Origin of the sequence: Streptomyces sp. OR43 (assembly GCF_008042275.1) — a bacterium.
Taxonomy (GTDB): domain Bacteria; phylum Actinomycetota; class Actinomycetes; order Streptomycetales; family Streptomycetaceae; genus Streptomyces.
In genome coordinates, this window is sequence record NZ_RDBK01000043.1 from 2495432 (window position 1) to 2509048 (window position 13617).

A 13617-nucleotide genomic window follows, 5' to 3' on the forward strand; every position below is an offset into this window, starting at 1 on the left:
GCCCAGCAGCGGGATGTCCTCGGTGACGCACTCCGCGACCCGCTGGTCGAGGCCGTGCACCGCCTCGTCCACGGCGTCCTTCGCCATCACCCGGTACGTCGTGTACTTGCCTCCCGCGACGACGACGAGGCCCGGCAGCGGGTGCCCGCGGCGGGATGTGGTTCGCTGGGCGGAGCAGAGGCGGAGCAGAGGCGGAGCAGGGCAGGGGTGGGCGGTCGTGGCGGGGCAGCGCCGCGCGTACGGGCCGCGGCCGGAGATCCCTTCCGTCGGCCACTTACGACGGTCCCCGGACCCGGCACCAGGACCGGTCCCGGGGTGAGGGACAATGAACGCTCTGCCAGGGCGGGTTGATCGCAGAGGGGACGCATGTCGGAGGCGGAGCAGGCACGGGAGCCCCAACGGGACAAGGACGGACGTCTTCTCGCGGGGCGGTACCGGCTCGGAGAGGTGCTCGGCCGGGGTGGAATGGGTACGGTCTGGCGCGCCGTCGACGAGACGCTGGGCCGCACGGTCGCGGTCAAGGAACTGCGGTTCCCGTCGGCCATCGACGACGACGAGAAGCGCCGGCTCATCACGCGCACCCTGCGCGAGGCGAAGGCGATCGCCCGGATCCGCAACAACGGCGCGGTCACCGTCTACGACGTGGTCGACGAGGACGACCGGCCGTGGATCGTCATGGAACTCATCGAGGGCAAGTCGCTGGCCGAGGCGGTCCGCGAGGACGGCGTCCTGACGCCGAGGCGCGCGGCCGAGGTCGGCCTCGCCATCCTCGACGTGTTGCGCTCGGCGCACCGCGAGGGCATTCTGCACCGTGACGTGAAGCCGTCCAACGTGCTGATCGCCGAGGACGGCCGGGTCGTGCTGACCGACTTCGGTATCGCCCAGGTCGAGGGCGACCCGTCGGTCACCTCCACGGGCATGCTCGTCGGCGCCCCCTCGTACATCTCGCCGGAGCGGGCCCGCGGCCACAAGCCCGGCCCGCCCGCCGACCTCTGGTCGCTCGGCGGACTGCTGTACGCGAGCGTCGAGGGCTGCCCGCCGTACGACAAGGGGTCCGCGATCGCGACCTTGACCGCCGTGATGACCGAGCCGCTCGACCCGCCGAAGAACGCGGGCCCGCTGGAGGAGGTCATCTACGGGCTGCTCGCCCGGGACCCGGAGCAGCGGCTCGACGACGCCGGCGCGCGCGCCCTGCTCAACGACGTGATCGACGCCCCGGAGCAGCCGGACGTTCCGGTTCCGCCGCCGGCCGACGCCACCCAGGTGATGGCGCTCCCCAAGAACGTGGCCGACGCCCCGCACAGGCCGGCGCAGAAGCCCGGCGAACCGGCTGAGGGTGCCAGGGACCGGCTGCGCGGCGCGCTGCGCTCCGCGCGGAACGCGAAGGCGGCGCCCGCCGCGGGCGCCGGTGCCGTGGCCGCCGTTCCGGCCCGTCCGGCCAAGGCCCCCACGACAGCCACGGCCTCGCCTTCGGGAGCTGTACCGCCGCCGCGTCCGGCCACCTCGCCGGTCAGCCCGCCCCGCGCGTCCCTGACGGACGTGGTGCCGCGCCGCACGCTGGCGATCATCGCGGCCGTCATCGTGCTCGCCGTGCTCGGCACGGTCCTCGCGCTCACGCTCGGCGGGGGCGACGAGGACCCCGGCAACGCGGGCAAGGCCAAGGACGGCACGTCCGCCTCGGCCGGATCCTCCGCGGGCAGCGGATCCAGCGGCTCCGGTTCCTCCGCCGACACCGAGCAGGGCGGCGGCAAGGAGCAGGGCAAGGACGAGCAGGGTACGGACGGCGGCCAGGGCGGGAGCGACGACTCTGGCAAGGGATCGGACGACTCGCAGGGCGACCAGCAGGACGACGCCGTGCCCACCGGCTACAAGGCGGTGGAGAACAAGAAGTTCCACTTCTCCATGGTGATGCCCGAGGACTTCCGTTTCGACAAGACGGCGGGTGCCAACTCCGGCGCCATATACAACGTCAGCGGCGGCTTTCCCCGTATCCAGGTCGACTACACCGACTCGCCCGGCGGCGACGCCGCCGCGGCCTGGCGGGCGGCCAGGGCCGCCGTCGCGGCCACCAGCAACGGCTACCACCACCTCGGTATAAACGAGGTCCAGTACAAGGGCTACCCGACCGTCGCCGACTGGCAGTTCGAGCGTACGCAGCAGGGCCAGCGGGTCCGGGTGATCAACCGGGGCTTCAAGGTCGACGGCGGCCACGGGTACGCGATCATGATCAGCTGCAAGGCCGACGAGTGGGACGGCGCGGAGTGCCGGACGCTGCGCAAGACGGCGTTCGACACCTTCGCGCCGCGCGACTGACGGAAGCCGTCCGGCCGGGTTGGGCCGACCCTGCCGCGCGGCGGCCTCCTGCCACGTATTGTGAGAGCTCGAAGACCGTACGCAGCCGAAACCACAAGTCAATTGCACAGCAAGTGACCGCAATTGACGGTTTCGTGCGGTCTACGTGACCGGGGGGCAGCGCGCTCTGGGGAGGCGTCGTGGACGACTATGCGGGTCGGGTGCTTGCCGACCGCTACCGCCTTCCGCTGCCTCCGTCCGACGCGTACGAACTGGTCGAGACCCGGGCGTTCGACACCTACAGCGGCCAGGAGGTACTGGTCCGTCAGGTGCCGCTGCCGGAGGTCGTGGACGCCGAGGTGCTCGACGCGGACGGGCAGCCCACGGCGGCGCGACGGGCCGGCGGGCGCACCGTGCGGCGGTCCACCGACCCCGCGGTCCGGCGCGCCATCGAGGCCGCCCAGGCGGCGGCCCAGGTGCCCGACCACCCGCGCCTGGACCAGGTCTTCGACGTGTTCGCCGAGGCGGGTTCGCTCTGGATCGTGAGCGAACTGGTCGCGGCCAGGCCGCTGGCGGCGCTGCTCGCGGAGCGCCCGCTCAATCCGTACCGGGCCGCCGAGATCGGCTCCGACGTCCTGACCGCGCTGCGCGTCCTGCACGCGCACGGCTGGACCCACCGCAACATCACCGTGCGCACGGTGCTCATCTGCGACGACGGCCGCGTCGTGCTGACCGGCCTGGCGGCCGGGGCGGCCGAGGAGGCGCTCTGCGGCTACGTCCCGGTCCCGCGCGCCGACGACGACGGCGACGGCGAGGACGGCTACGGCGGTCCCGCGGTCGAGTCGGGCCCCACGGGCCCGTACGCACCGCCCGCGGTCGAGCCGGGGCACGTCGATCCGTACGCACCGCCCGCGGTCGAGCCGGCGGACATCGGTCGGTACGCCCTGCCGGGGTCCGGGCCGGGCAGCCACGACCCGTACCGCCCGCCCGCCGTCGAGCCCGAGCACGCCGATCCGTACAACCACCCCGACGTGCCCGCCTCCCGTGGCCCGGAGGCCATCGAAGCGGGGGCCGGGGGCGGTCCCGCGCAGCCCTACGGAGCGGGCGAGCTGGAGTCCGCGCGCCGGCCGTCGCCGCCCGTTCCGCCCGCCACCGTGCCCGTTCCCGCCGCCGAGGCCGGCAGCGCGCAGGCGCGGGCCGCGCGGGCGGGGGCCATCGCCGCGTACCGCGCGGGCGCCCGCGCCGCCGCCCGCATCGGTGAGGAGGAGCGCCGGGCCGGCCGGGAGGACGCCCAGGACACCGGCACCCTTCCGGTCCAGCGGCCCGGGGCGCTCTCCGGGGCCGTCTCCCGGGTGGTGGCCGGCAGCTGCGGGCGGACGGCCGGGGTGGCCCCCTGACGCCGGGAGTCGGCGCGCAGGGCGTCCTCGCTAGAGCCTCCGGCGGGCACCGGGCGGCCGCGGCCGGGACCGTCGTCCCAGGAACCGCGGCGCGGGCGCCCGCGCCGCCGCCCGCATCGGTGAGGAGGAGCGCCGGGCCGGCCGGGAGGACGCCCAGGACACCGGCACCCTTCCGGTCCAGCGGCCCGCCCACCCGCTGCAGCCCCTCGGCCGGCCCGCCGCCCCGGACGCGTACGACGAGGACCTGTACGACGACGAGGATCCGTACGACGACGAGGGCGACGACGGCCCGCCGCCGCGGCGGCTCCATCTGACGGGTTCCTGGGACGACGGTCCCGGCCGCGGCCGCCCGGTGCCCGCCGGAGGCTCTAGCGAGGACGCCCTGCGCGCCGACTCCCGGCGTCAGGGGGCCACCCCGGCCGTCCGCCCGCAGCTGCCGGCCACCACCCGGGAGACGGCCCCGGAGAGCGCCCCGGGCCGCTGGGACGAGATCGTCGCCGGCAGCCGTGACACCTCCGCGTACCGCGGCCCCGCGACCACCCTCGCCGCCGAGCGCGCCCGGCAGGCCCGGATCGCCGTCGTCGGCGCGGTCACCGAGCGCTGGGCGCCCGAGCAGGCCGGACCGGTCCACGAGAACTGGCAGCTGGCACCGCCCATCGGCCCCTCCACCGACCTCTGGGCGCTGGGCGCGCTGCTCTACCGCGCCGTGCAGGGCCATGCCCCGTACCCGGAGGAGAACGCCGCCGAACTCGTCCAGATGGTCTGCGGCGAACCGCCCGCCTTCGCCGAGGAGTGCGGCCCGCTGCGGCCCGTCGTCGAGTCGCTGCTGCGCCAGGACCCCACCGAGCGCCCGGACTTCGAGGAGCTGCGCGGCTGGCTGCGCTCGCTCGTGCGGTCGGCGCCCGAGCCGGAGGCCGGTCTCGACGTCGTGACGCTGCCCTCCCCGGACGCCACCCGGCTGCCCGTCGTGCGCCGCCGCGGCGAACTCGTCCGCAAGCGCCGCGGCCGCCGGGGCGGGTCGGCGCACGGCCGGCACCGCCACACCGGGGAACGGCCGGAACCCGCGGAGCGGGCCCCGCTCCAGTCGCGCGAGCCCAGGGCCCCCAGGCCGCCCCGTGAGCCCAAGGGTCCCAAGGCGCTCCGCACCCCGCCCCGCCCGCAGCAGGGCGGCGCGCGCGCACCCCGCAGGCTCGGGCGGCTGCTGCTCGTCCTGATCCTGCTGCTCCTGGCCGCGGCGGTCGCGTACGCGGTGATGTTCATGCCCAAGTCCGGTTCGGATTCCGGAGCGGGCGCCGCTCCTTCCCGTACGGAGTCCGGAGCACCCGAGCCGGGCGGCCAGGACTCCGGCGACCCGTCCGCCCCGGCCTCCTCCGGCGCGCAGCAGCCGCAGACCAGCCGCTCCGCCGTGGCGCTCGCCCCCGGCTACACGCTGCGCAAGGACCCCGAGGGCTTCGAGGTCGGGGCGCCCAAGGGCTGGCAGCGCAGCCCCGCCAACGCGGACCGTCAGATCCGTTACGGGAGCGACGGATTCAGCCTCCTCGTCGTCCCGGGACGCGACACCGTGAAGTCGAACGGCGCGGACCCGCTCGACTACCAGCGGAACAGGGAGCCGGAGTTGCAGCAGTTCCGCGACTCCAGCTGGGCGTCGGCGAGCGGGCTGCGCCGGATCGACGTCGGACAGCAGGCCATGGCGGAGGGGCAGTTCACCTGGCAGGAGTCCGGCGGCCGCGAGGTGTACGTCCGCAACCTGGTGATCGTCGTCAAGGGCAAGTACCACATCCTCCAGGTCATGGGCCCGGAGAGCGAGCGCGACAAGGTGAGCGACATCTACCAACAGGCCAGTGCCTCCTACCGCGTGACACAGTGAACGCAAGCGGTTCGACGGGGCACGGGCCCGGGGGCGACATGCGTCACAGTGCGATCTCGTGAGCGGTGCGAGGTTCCGTGGCCGTACTTCCCCTCCGTAACCTGGCATCCGAAGGAACGGGGCGGGGACACGTGGAACGATCGCAGGGCACGGAAACGGGACTGCTGCTGGCCGGGAGGTACCGGCTCGGAGAGGTCCTCGGACGCGGCGGCATGGGCAAGGTCTGGCGCGCCCACGACGAGGTGCTGCACCGCACCGTCGCCGTCAAGGAGCTGACCGCCGGGCTGTACGTCGCCGAGGCGGACCGGGTCGTGCTGCACGCGCGGACCCAGAAGGAGGCCCGCGCCGCGGCCCGCATCACGCATCCCGGCGTGGTCACCGTCCACGACGTGATCGAGTACGACCACCGGCCGTGGATCGTCATGCAGTACGTCGACGGCCCGTCACTTGCCGACCAGGCCAAGGAATCCGGCGAGATCGAACCCCGCGAGGCGGCCAGGATCGGGCTCCATGTGCTGGGCGCCCTGCGCGCCGCGCACGACGCCGGGGTGCTGCACCGCGATGTGAAGCCGGGCAACGTGCTGCTCGCCCGCGACGGTCGGGTCCTGCTCACCGACTTCGGGATCGCGGCGATAGAGGGCGACTCGACCATCACCAGGACCGGTGAACTGGTCGGTTCCATCGACTACCTGGCACCCGAGCGGGTCCGCGGCGGCGATCCCGGCCCCGCGTCCGACCTGTGGTCGCTGGGCGCCACGCTGTACACCGCGGTCGAGGGACGCTCGCCGTTCCGCCGCACCTCTCCGATCTCCACGATGCAGGCCGTCGTCACCGAGGAACCGCCGGTGCCCGAACGGGCCGGGGCGCTGGGCCACGTCATCACCGCGCTGCTCCGCAAGGAACCCGAGGACCGGCCCTCGGCCGCCGAGGCCGAGCGGATGCTGCTGGAGGCCATGGAGGGACGCGAGCCCCGGGCGGCCCAGGCCTACGTCCCCACCCAGCGGGTCCCGGAGACGGTCCTCCACGCGATGGGCCCCGACGGGCCGTCGGGCGGCGGGATACCCGGCGGCGGCACCGCCCGGCTGCCCTATCCCGGGCCCGTCCCGGCCCCCGGCACCGCACCCGTGGCCCGGCGCAGCCGCTGGCGCACCACGGTTCTGGTCATCGCGCTGGCGGCCCTGGTGGGCGGCGGCGGGGTCCTCGCCGCGATGATGTACGCGAACCGCAGCGACGCGGAGACCGGGACCGGCGGCACGGCGTCGCACGGCACCCGGTCTCCGGGGCCGGTCACCCACAGCCCCAGTCCCCGCGCCACCCCGACGCCGAAGCCGGACCCGGCGAAGGAGGGCGTCCCGGACGGCTGGCGGCGCGTGGAGGACCCGGCCGGGTTCAGCATCCTCATGCCGGTGGGCTGGGAGCGCCAGGTGAACGGCACCAACATCGACTACACCCCGGACGACGGTGTGCACTACTTCCGCTTCAGCGTGGATCCGGCACCCGACTTCGAGGACTCGTACACGCACATGCAGGACCTGGAGACGCGTCTGCGCGAGCGGCTGCCGGACTACCGGAGCATGGAGATGAACTCCAACGTCTACCGGGACCAGCCCGGCTCCATCTGGGAGTTCACCTGGAACGAGAAGCCCGGCGAGCCCCGCCATGCCATCGACCAGATGTACTACGCGAAGGAGGGCGGCCCGGAGTACGCGCTGTACATGACGGGGCCGGAGGAGGACTGGGACATCACCCGGGACCGGTTCAACACGATGCTGCGCAGCTGGCGCGCGCCGGCCGATTCCAACTGACCTCGAAGGGCTCCTGCGGCGCCTCCCCCCTCGGCGACGCCGGGCAAGATACCCCCTGATCAGCGGTTATTCAGCCAGTGATCACTGGCTTGGTTGACGGGGGGCCGCGGAGGGCTGTTGTGGGGAGTGTGAAAAGCTGTTACCCACGGGTACCCAAAGGCTCCGGCTGGACGTACTCTCGCCCTCATGACGGACTCGCAGGCCTCCACGCCCACCACCGCCGCCGTTGTCGGCACCAACCCGGTGGCCGCCGCGCCCGCGGGCGCGCGCACGGCCGCCGATGTCGTGACGCCCGAGGTGGTCGCCCAGCTGACCCGCGGCGTCGCCGGTTCCGGCCGTACGGCCAACCACACGCCCTTCACCGGCGAGAAGCTGGCCGACCTGCCCGAGTCCACCCCCGAGGACGTGGCGGACGCCTTCGCGCGCGCCCGTGCCGCCCAGCCCGCCTGGGCCGCGCTGTCCGTCCGCGCCAGGGCCGCCGTGCTGCTGCGCTTCCACGACCTCGTGCTGGAGCGCCAGTCGGAGGTCCTCGACCTCATCCAGCTGGAGACCGGCAAGGCCCGGCTGCACGCCCACGAAGAGGTCCTCGCGGTCTCCGTCGCCGCCCGGCACTACGGCCGCAGGGCGAGCGCCTACCTGAAGCCGAAGCGGCACACCGGGGTCGTACCGACCCTCACCAAGGTCACCGAGCTGCGCCAGCCGCGCGGTGTCATCGGCCAGATCGCGCCGTGGAACTACCCGCTGGAACTGTCCGTCGGCGACGCGCTGCCCGCGTTCGTCTCCGGGAACGCCGTGGTGATGAAGCCCGACACGGAGACCGCGCTGACCGCGCTGTGGGCCCGTAACCTCCTCATCGAGGCCGGTCTGCCGGCCGAGGTGTTCCAGGTCGTCCTCGGTGACGGACCCGTCGTCGGGCCCGAGGTCGTCAAGCACGCCGACTACGTCTCGTTCACCGGCTCCACCCGTACCGGCCGCGAGGTCGCCCAGGGTGCCGCGGCCCGGCTCGTCGGTGTCTCGCTGGAGCTCGGCGGCAAGAACGCGATGCTGGTCCTGAAGGACGCCGACGTGGAGAAGGCCGCCGCCGGCGCCGTCCGCGCCTGCTTCTCCTCCGCCGGCCAGCTCTGCATCTCCATCGAACGGCTGTACGTCCACGAGTCCGTCGCCGACGACTTCGTGGCCCGGTTCGCCGCCCGTACGAAGGCGATGCGGCTCGGCACCTCCCTCGCGTACGGCGCCGACATGGGCTCGCTCGTCGGCGAGCGCCAGCTGGAGACCGTGAGCCGGCACGTCGCGGAGGCCGTCGAGAAGGGCGCCACGCTCGTCGCGGGCGGCGTCGCCCGCCCCGACATCGGCCCGCTGTTCTACGAGCCGACCATCCTCGACGGCGTCGAGGCCCCGATGGCCGTCTGCAACGAGGAGACCTTCGGCCCGGTCGTCTCCATCTACCGGTTCAGCGACGAGGACGAGGTCATCGCGCTGGCCAACGCCACCCCGTACGGCCTGAACTCCAGCGTCTGGACCAAGGACGGCAAGCGCGGCCACCGGGTCGCCGCCCGGCTGCGGACCGGCACGGTCAACATCAACGAGGGGTACGCCCCCGCGTACGGCAGCGTGCAGTCCCCGATGGGCGGCATGAAGGACTCCGGTCTCGGCCGCCGCCACGGCTCCGAGGGCATCCTCAAGTACACCGAGGCCCAGACCGTCGCCCAGCAGCGCCTGATCCCGCTCGCCCCGGCCTTCGGGATGGACGACGCGAAGTACGCGGCGTTCATGAGCCGCAGCCTCAAGGCCATGAAGGCGTTCCGCCTGCGCTGACCCCCGCACCACCGCAGCATTCCTGTCCTTTTCGTACCGAGGAGAGCCATGTCCCAGGACAGCCCTGCCCAGAATCAGGCCGGACCGGCCGGCTCGGCCGATGACGACCACGCGTACGACTACGACGTCCTGATCGTCGGTTCGGGCTTCGGCGGCGCGGTCTCGGCGCTGCGGCTGACCGAGAAGGGGTACCGGGTCGGTGTCCTGGAGGCGGGCCGCCGCTTCACCCCCGGCACGCTGCCCAAGAACTCCTGGGACCTGAAGAACTACCTCTGGGCCCCCGCGCTGGGCCTCTTCGGCATCCAGCGCGTGCATCTGCTCGGCAAGGTCATGGTGCTGGCCGGTGCGGGCGTCGGCGGCGGCTCGCTGAACTACGCCAACACCCTGTACGTGCCCCCGGCTCCGTTCTTCGAGGACCGGCAGTGGGCGCACATCACCGACTGGCAGGACGAGCTCGCGCCGTACTACGAGCAGGCCAAGCGGATGCTCGGGGTCAGGCTCAACCCGACGATGACGCCGTCCGACGTCCACCTGAAGGCGACCGCCGAGGTCATGGGCGTCGGCGACACCTTCCATCTCGCCCCGGTCGGCGTCTTCTTCGGCGACGGCAAGGACGCCGACGGCACGGCGAGGGCGAAGCCGGGCGGGACCGTCGCCGACCCGTACTTCGGCGGCGCGGGCCCGGCCCGCAAGGCCTGCACCGAATGCGGCGAATGCATGACCGGCTGCCGGCACGGCGCCAAGAACACCCTCAACGAGAACTATCTCCACCTCGCCGAGAAGGCCGGCGCGGTCATCCACCCGATGACGTCCGTCGTCGCGGTCACGGACGACCCGGCCGGCGGCTACCACGTCTCCACCGTGCCGACCGACCGCCGGAAGAAGGCGAAGCCCACGCTGCTGCGCGCCCGCAACGTGGTCGTGGCGGCGGGCACGTACGGCACACAGACCCTGCTGCACACCATGAAGGACCGGGGGCTGCTGCCCCGGCTCTCGGACCGGCTCGGCGAGCTGACCCGGACCAACTCCGAGGGCCTCGTCGGCGCGCAGACCTCCGACCGCCGCTACCGCAAGCGCCACGGTTCGAAGCCCGACTTCACCAAGGGCGTCGCCATCACGTCCTCGATCCACCCCGACGAGAACACCCACATCGAACCGGTCCGTTACGGCAAGGGATCCAACGCGATGGGCGGGCTGACCATCCTCCAGGTCCCCCACAGCGCCCACCGGGTGCTCGGCTGGATCGGCAACGTGGCCAAGCACCCGACCCTCGCCGTGCGCTCGCTCTCCAACCGGCGCTGGTCGGAGCGGACCATCATCGGGCTCGTCATGCAGTCGCTGGACAACTCCCTCACCGCGTACCGCAAGCCCCGCGGCATCGGAAAGGGCCTGCTCACCGCCCGCCAGGGCCACGGAGCGCCCAACCCGACACAGATCGCCGAGGCGACGCAGAGCGCGACCCTGCTCGCCGAGGAGATCAACGGCTTCCCGGGCTCCAACATCGGCGAGCTCATGGGCACCCCGCTCACCGCGCACTTCCTCGGCGGCTGCCCGATCGGCGCGAGTGCCGAGGAGGGGGTCATCGACCCGTACCACCGGCTGTTCGGCCACCCGGGCATCTCGGTCGTCGACGGTTCCGCGGTCTCCGCCAACCTCGGCGTCAACCCGTCCCTGACGATCACCGCGCAGGCGGAGCGTGCCATGTCCTTCTGGCCCAACAAGGGCGAGCAGGACCTCCGCCCGGCACAGGGCCAGGAGTACGAGCGGCTGGTGGCGGTCGAGCCGCAGGCACCCGCCGTCCCGAAGGAGGCGTTCGGCGCGCTGCGGCTGCCGTTCCTGGGAATGCCGGCGGTGCCGCCGAAGGCCACGAAGGCGGGGCCCGCGAAGGCCGAGTCCGCGAAGGCGGAGTCTGCGAAGGCGGACTAGGGCCGCGGACAGCAGAAGGGGCTGCACCCCCCTCCGAGTGCAGCCCCTCACGCTCTACCGGTGAAGCCGCGTGACGGATGTGACCGGTGGTTCCGCATGCATGACCTGCAAGGCGCCCCGATGGTTGTCCCCGGACTCACATAATCCTTATGTGACGCCGCTCACGTTCCGTTCCGGCGCTCGCGACGCGACGTGCTCAATCCGTGACCTGGACCCGCGCAACTCTTCGCACGGGCCCGGGGTCGAACTCGTATCGCTGCCCACGGCAGCCGCACGGTTCCCACCGACCCCCCCAGAAGGTCCCGCGATGAGAAGCACGACTCCGAGAGCCGCCCTGCGTCGCGTCGCGGGCGCTCTCGTCGCCGCCGGCCTGCTGGCCGCCGGGTCGCTCGCCCTGAGCGTCCCGGCCCGCGCCGCCGCTCCGGTCATGGGCTTCGGCGGCCCGGCCGAGACCGCGCTGCACCCGTACCCCGCGAGCGGCGGCCCGCAGCGGACCTCCGTCGCGCTCACGGTCGACAACCCGTCCCGGGACGAGGAGTACGGCCGCTTCGAGGGCGCGTACACCGTGACGTTCGACCTCAGCGGGATCGCGGGCGTCGCCGACGCCGTGTTCGGCACGCCGGGCAGTGCGGAGGGCGGCACGGCGGACGGCGCGGAGGACGACGGCACGCGCGGTGGCGCGTACTGCGAGATCACCGGCACGACCGGTGTCTGCCACGGTGCGGGTCTCGCGCCCGGGACGAACCCGCTGCCCGAACTCCGCGTCGGCGCCGCGGCGGGCAGCAGGGACGGGGACTCCGGCACGATCCGGGTGACCGGTACGGCGGACGACGCGGCCTTCACCCCGTTCACCACCCGGATCGTGATCGGCGGCCCCGACCTGGTGATGGAGCGGGCCCCGCTGGAACAGGAGCTCCGGCCCGGCCGGACCCAGCCCTTCCCGCTCGCCTTCGCCAACCACGGCACCCGCGCCGCCGACGGTGTCGTGCTGACGCTCATGTACACCCGCGGCATCGAGTTCACCGAGCGGTACGAGAACTGCGTGTACCGCGAGGACGACGCCGGGCAGGGCTTCACCGTACGGACGACCGCGCTCTGCTCGGTCGAGGGCAGTTACGAGGCGGGCGCCGTCTACGAACTGGCCGAGCCCTTGCTGCTCCGGGCCACGCAGCACGCCTACCGGGACACCCTGGTCTACCGGATCGACGAGGCCGGCCCCTCGGTGCGCGACGCCGGGCGGGCAGCCCCGGGCGCCAAGGGCAACGTCCTCGCGCTCCAGGAGGCCCCGGCCGTCCGCTCCAGCGACCTGGATCCCACCGACAACCAGCAGGAGGCCGACTTCAGCACCGCGAACACCGCCGACTTCGTCGCGTACGGGGACACGGCGTCCGGCCTGCCGGGCAGCACGGTCGGGGCCGACATCGGCTTCCGCAACGAGGGGCCGGCCTGGATCGGCGACCTCCGGTCCGGTGAGCCGGTCGCCACGGTCGACTTCACCGTCCCCGAGGGTGCCTCGGTCAGCGCGTGGCCCGGCACCTGCCGGGGCGTGACGGCCGACGGGCAGTACCGCGAGCAGCAGGCCGGCGCACCGCGCTATGTGTGCGACACGTTGACGGCCGTCCGGGAGGACGGCGGCTCCGCGCTGCACTTCGACCTGAAGGTCACCGAGGCCGTCACGGGGGCCTCCGGGACGGTCGAGGTCCGGGGCACGCGGGCGCGGGACCCGCTGCTGCCGTTCGACCCGGACCGGGGCAACAACACCGCCGCCCTCGTGCTGAACGCGGACGAGGCGGGGGAATCCGGCGCCACCGCAGGCGGGTCCGCCTCGGGCTCGTCGGGCAGCGGCGGCCCGACGGACGGCGCCTCGGCACCGGCGGTCTCCGCGTCGGCCGACGCCACGGGCACCAACGCCTCCGGGAGCGGTGCGGAAACCGGCGCCGGAGGTCGGCTCGCCGCCACGGGAACCGGCGCCGCGGCGGCCGCGGGCGCGGCGGCGACCGCGCTGCTGGCGGGCGGTGTGCTGTACCTGGCGGCCGGACGGCGGCGCGGGTACTGAGCGGGGACCCACAAGGCTCCGTGCACCGGAAGAGCCGACCGGGAACGGCCATGGGCCCGCGGACCGCACGAGCCGACCGGCAACCCCGCAAGTCTCCGTGGATCCGAAGAGCAGACCGGGAACGCACAAGGGCCCGTGGACCGGAAGACCGGTTCACGGACCCTTGGACACGGCAGGCTCCGAGCGTCCCCGAAGCCTGCCGTTCTGAGGTGACCGGGCTGCTGTCCCCTGCCGACCGGTCACGCACGCCGGTGCGCGGTCCCACGGCGTACCTGCGGTACGCCACACACCCCGGCGGAGCCACGCGTGGTTTCTTACCGAAGCCGCCCCTGGCTGGCACGGACACCGGGACCAACGAAGCCACGCGCCGACCGGTCACGCGCCGTACGGGTGAGAGTCCGCCCGAACTGGGATACGCCCGTACAGCCCTGTGGGCCCTTGGGGTACTTGGCCTGCGGC

At 73.5% G+C, this 13617-nt stretch carries 5 protein-coding genes and 1 pseudogene; all 6 read left to right on the forward strand.

Annotated features, from left to right (window positions below):
• The first annotated feature begins 366 nt into the window (after window positions 1-366).
• Entirely contained in the window at window positions 367-2313 is a 1947-nt protein-coding gene (locus tag EAO72_RS30265) for a serine/threonine-protein kinase (RefSeq protein ID WP_148020278.1), read from the forward strand.
• Between the two features lie 179 nt (window positions 2314-2492).
• Window positions 2493-5556 (forward strand): annotated as a pseudogene (locus tag EAO72_RS44175) (protein kinase).
• A gap of 131 nt (window positions 5557-5687) precedes the next feature.
• Window positions 5688-7361 (forward strand): serine/threonine-protein kinase, encoded by a 1674-nt coding sequence (locus tag EAO72_RS30275; protein WP_261991672.1) that lies wholly within the window; start codon window positions 5688-5690, stop codon window positions 7359-7361.
• A 186-nt stretch (window positions 7362-7547) separates the two neighbouring features.
• Complete coding sequence (locus EAO72_RS30280; protein WP_148020279.1) at window positions 7548-9176, forward strand: succinic semialdehyde dehydrogenase; 1629 nt, start codon at window positions 7548-7550, stop codon at window positions 9174-9176.
• 48 nt (window positions 9177-9224) lie between these two features.
• A complete protein-coding gene (locus EAO72_RS30285) occupies window positions 9225-11102 on the forward strand; it encodes a GMC family oxidoreductase (protein ID WP_148020280.1) in 1878 nt (625 codons plus the stop codon).
• Between the two features lie 307 nt (window positions 11103-11409).
• Window positions 11410-13158, forward strand: coding sequence for a peptidase (locus tag EAO72_RS30290; protein ID WP_148020281.1), 1749 nt, complete (start codon window positions 11410-11412; stop codon window positions 13156-13158).
• Window positions 13159-13617 lie beyond the last annotated feature (459 nt).

Excerpts from the sequence above, each read along its gene's own strand:
- EAO72_RS30265 (WP_148020278.1), top strand. The coding sequence starts at position 367 with ATGTCGGAGGCGGAGCAGGCACGGGAGCCCCAACGGGACAAGGACGGA.
- EAO72_RS30280 (WP_148020279.1), top strand. The coding sequence starts at position 7,548 with ATGACGGACTCGCAGGCCTCCACGCCCACCACCGCCGCCGTTGTCGGC.
- EAO72_RS30285 (WP_148020280.1), top strand. The coding sequence starts at position 9,225 with ATGTCCCAGGACAGCCCTGCCCAGAATCAGGCCGGACCGGCCGGCTCG.
- EAO72_RS30290 (WP_148020281.1), top strand. The coding sequence starts at position 11,410 with ATGAGAAGCACGACTCCGAGAGCCGCCCTGCGTCGCGTCGCGGGCGCT.